Annotated in this window: 3 protein-coding genes; 1 reads left to right on the top strand and 2 read right to left on the bottom strand. The window is 71.0% G+C overall.

Annotated elements, in window-relative coordinates:
- Window positions 1-889: replicative DNA helicase (gene dnaB, locus G9H71_RS21560; RefSeq protein WP_166284828.1), on the top strand; the 889-nt coding region annotated here is incomplete at its 5' end.
- Between the two features lie 227 nt (window positions 890-1,116).
- On the opposite strand, the gene G9H71_RS21555 is transcribed toward dnaB, so the two are convergent.
- Both G9H71_RS21555 and G9H71_RS21550 read right to left on the bottom strand, forming a co-directional pair.
- Window positions 1,117-3,078: an ABC1 kinase family protein gene (locus G9H71_RS21555; RefSeq protein WP_166284827.1), complete on the bottom strand. Its 1,962-nt coding sequence runs from the start codon at window positions 3,076-3,078 to the stop codon at window positions 1,117-1,119.
- 34 nt (window positions 3,079-3,112) lie between these two features.
- Window positions 3,113-3,653, bottom strand: a 541-nt coding sequence (locus G9H71_RS21550) for a ScbR family autoregulator-binding transcription factor (protein WP_166284826.1), incomplete at its 5' end; no start/stop codon positions are given.

The raw sequence follows: 3,653 nt of genomic DNA, 5'->3' as shown, positions 1-3,653 counted from the left end.
CGGCGTCACCGACAAGCGGACGAGCGAGGACTACGTCCCGCTGGCCGACATCATGGAGGGCGCGCTCGACGAGATCGAGGCGATCGGCTCCCGTGGCGGCGCTATGGTCGGCGTGCCCACGGGGTTCGCCGACCTCGACGAGTTGACGAATGGCTTGCACGGCGGGCAGATGATTATTATTGCGGCGAGGCCCGCCATGGGCAAATCAACTTTGGCCTTGGACTTTGCGCGTGCGGCCTCCATCAAATCGGGGCTGACGTCCGCCTTCTTCTCTCTCGAGATGGGCCGCAACGAGATCACGATGCGTCTGCTCTCGGCCGAGGCGCGGGTCCCGCTGCACCACATGCGCACCGGCACGATGACCGACGACGACTGGAACCGGCTCGCCCGGCGCATGGGCGAGGTGTCCGAGGCTCCGATGTTCATCGACGACTCGCCGAACATGACGATGATGGAGATCCGCGCCAAGTGCCGGCGCCTCAAGCAGCGCCACGACCTCAAGCTCGTCATCGTCGACTACCTGCAGCTGATGCAGTCCGGCAAGCGCGTCGAGTCCCGCCAGCAGGAGGTCTCGGAGTTCTCCCGGTCGATGAAGCTGCTCGCCAAGGAGCTCGACGTCCCCGTCATCGCGCTCTCGCAGCTGAACCGTGGGCCCGAGCAGCGCACGGACAAGAAGCCGATGATGAGCGACCTGCGTGAGTCCGGCTCGCTCGAGCAGGACGCCGACATGGTCATGCTGCTGCACCGCGAGGACGTCTACGAGAAGGAGTCCCCCCGCGCCGGCGAGGCGGACATCATCGTGGCGAAGCACCGCAATGGCCCGACCGCGACCATCACGGTGGCGTTCCAGGGTCACTATTCGCGGTTCGTGGACATGGCACAGGCGTAGTGCAGGCTTGGTTGTCGACACCCCGCAGAGTCTGACCACGGCCACCGTGCACGTGCCGTCATGTTCAATTGCCAGGTCGGTGCCGGCCTTCCTGATGACTCAACCGCTTCTCGGGACCACTGCGCCGCACGACGACCGACGGGCGCCGACTTGGACCCGCAGGCGCGGGCCTGCTCTCGGCTCGCCGCGCCCGTCAGCTCAGGAAACTCCCGGCAATTCAGTGTCTGTCACGGCGTACTCCGGCTCCCTCGTGCGCCCCGCTCGGCGGACGGGAAGCTCAGGAAGAGCACGCGCATGACGAGCACGGAGCTGACGACGAGCAGGTTGTAGCCGAGCAGCTGGAAGAGGCTGAGCGCCGGGGTGATGCTCGGCCCGCCCGGGGTGCCGAGCAGCATCACGGCCGCGACCCCGGTGGACGCGCCGAGGAACCCGAGCAGCACCTGGTGCAGCAGGTCGGTGATGAAGCTGCGGTCGCGGGAGCTGGCGAACAACCGCACGTTGACGTTGACGTTGCCGTCCTCGACCGCCCCGAGAATGCGCTCGATACGACGCGGCAGCCGCCGCAGCATCGGGAGCAGCTCCAACGCCTCCTCCGTCGCCGTACGACGCAGGTTGCCCGGGGAGAAGCTCTCCCCGATGTGGGAGACCGCGAACGACCGCGAGGCCTGCACCATGTCGAGCCCCGGCGCGAGCTCGCGCAACGTCCCGTCGAGCGTCGTCAGCGAACGGAACACGGCGGCGATCTCCGGCGGCACCGACAGCCCGTGCCGCGAGACCAGCCGGAACAGGTCGTTGAACATCGCGACCCCCGGGGTGGAGCCGGGGCCGAGGTGTCGGGCCAGGAACTGGCCGAGCGAACGCTCCAGCGCGGCGGAGTCGGTGTCCTCGCTGGGGGTGAGGATCTCGAGCAGCGCATCGACGAGCCGCGCCGGGTCGCCGCGGTGCAGGCCGTGCAGGAACTGGGCGAGCGCCGAGCGCAGCCGGCCGTCGAGGCGGCCGACGCAGCCGAAGTCGAGCAGCCCGAGCCGCCCGTCGGGCAGCAGCAGCACGTTGCCGGGGTGCGGGTCGGCGTGGAAGACGCCGGAGTGCAGCACCTGGCCCAGCAGGGTCCGCAGCAGCGTCGCCGCGAGCGCGTCGCGGTCGAGCGCCCGGAGGGGCTCGATCGCCGCGGCGGAGCCGAGCGGCACGCCCTCGAGGAACTCCATGACGAGCAGCCGCTCGGAGCACAGCGCGGCGTGGACCCGGGGGACGTGGACAGATGCATCCTTCGTGGCAGCGGCGACGGCGCTCAGGTTGCGCGCCTCCATCCGGAAGTCCAGCTCCTCGCGAAGCGCGTCGGACAGGCCGTCGGCGAGCGCGGACGCGCCCATCCGGCGTCCCCAGGTGGTGCGCGACTCGAGCGTTTTGGCAACGCGGTGCGCGATGTCGAGGTCGCGCAGGACGACCGGCTTGATGCCCGGGCGCTGGATCTTCAGCGCCACCTGCTCGCCGGTGTGCAGTCGGGCGCGATGGACCTGTGCGATGGAGGCAGTGGCGAGCGGGATCGGGTCCACGTGCGCGAAGAGCTCCTCCGGGTCGCAGCCCAGCTCCTCGCGCAGCACGTGCTCGATCGCGGGCCACGGGGCCGGAGGCACCTCGCACCGCAGCCGGACAAGCTCGGCCACGACGTCGGGCGGCAGCAGGTCGGGCCGGGTCGACAGCGCCTGCCCCAGCTTGATGAAGGTGACGCCGCCCTCCTCGAGCGCGAGCCGGAGGGCACGGGGGTCGCGTCGGTCGCCGGCCCCCGACGCCCGGGCGGGCCGCAGCCGTGGGGCCAGCAGGCCGTGGCGCATCGCGATCCGCGAGATCTCCCAGTAGCGCCGGGTGCGGGCGAGACGCCGCTGCAGGCCGCGCGCCCCCGCGAGCGGCCGGAACGGGCTGGGCCACAACACCTCGCTCAGCCCGAGGAAGAGCGTGGCGACCAGCAGCGAGACCCCGATCTGCACGGGGGTGAACAGCACGCGGCTGCCGGCACTCTCGGTGCTCGTGCCGAAGGCCCAGAACGCGACGAGGCCCACCGTCCCGGTGACGAACGCGCGGGCCACGCCGACGCGTACACCCAGCAGCCGCCGCGCCGCGGCGGAGAACACGACGACCCCGAGCGCGATGCTCGACGTGGCCAGTGCGACATAGAGGACGCTCAGGGTCATCGCGGGATCTCCCTCGAGGGGCAGGTTCGCGGGGCTACGACGCCGGCGCGGCAGGGGGTTGGTCGGGCGTGGGCGCGAGCGCCGGCAGGACGAGGTCCCACAGGTCGTCCAGACGCTCCTCGAGGTCGCGGCGCTCGCTCAGCACCTGCGAGACGCTCTGCACTCCGAAGAACGCGGCGATGAGCGTGCGCGCGACCGCCGGCGGGTCGAGGCCGGGGCGCATCTGCCCGATCTCCTGGGCGTGGCGCAGCAGGCCGGTCGTCTGGTCGATCCAGCCGACGTACGGCGTGGGCAGCTCGACCCCGATGACCGCCCGCTCGGCGGCCAGCCGGATGCCGGCGCGCACGACGATGTCCTCGCGGAAGGCGCGGGCGACCTCGTACGACAGGGCACGCAGCTGCGCGAGAGGCCCTTCGTGCTCCGCACTGACCTTGGCGATCAGCGCGGGCCAGGCGGCGTACTGCTCGTGGACGACGGCGGCCGCGAGGTGGTCCTTGGACGCGAAGTGGAAGTACAGCGCGCCCTTCGTCGTCTCCGCCTCGTTGACGATGTCGGTGAGGCTGGCGCCGAGGTAG

It is taken from the genome of Motilibacter deserti (assembly GCF_011250635.1).
GTDB classification, from domain to species: domain Bacteria; phylum Actinomycetota; class Actinomycetes; order Motilibacterales; family Motilibacteraceae; genus Motilibacter_A; species Motilibacter_A deserti.
The sequence above is the reverse complement of the archived record's forward strand: the minus strand, read 5'-3'. Positions and strand labels throughout refer to the sequence as shown.

What these genes read in the sequence shown, in the direction of transcription:
- G9H71_RS21555 (WP_166284827.1), bottom strand. Translation starts at nt 3,078, where the DNA reads ATGACCCTGAGCGTCCTCTATGTCGCACTGGCCACGTCGAGCATCGCG.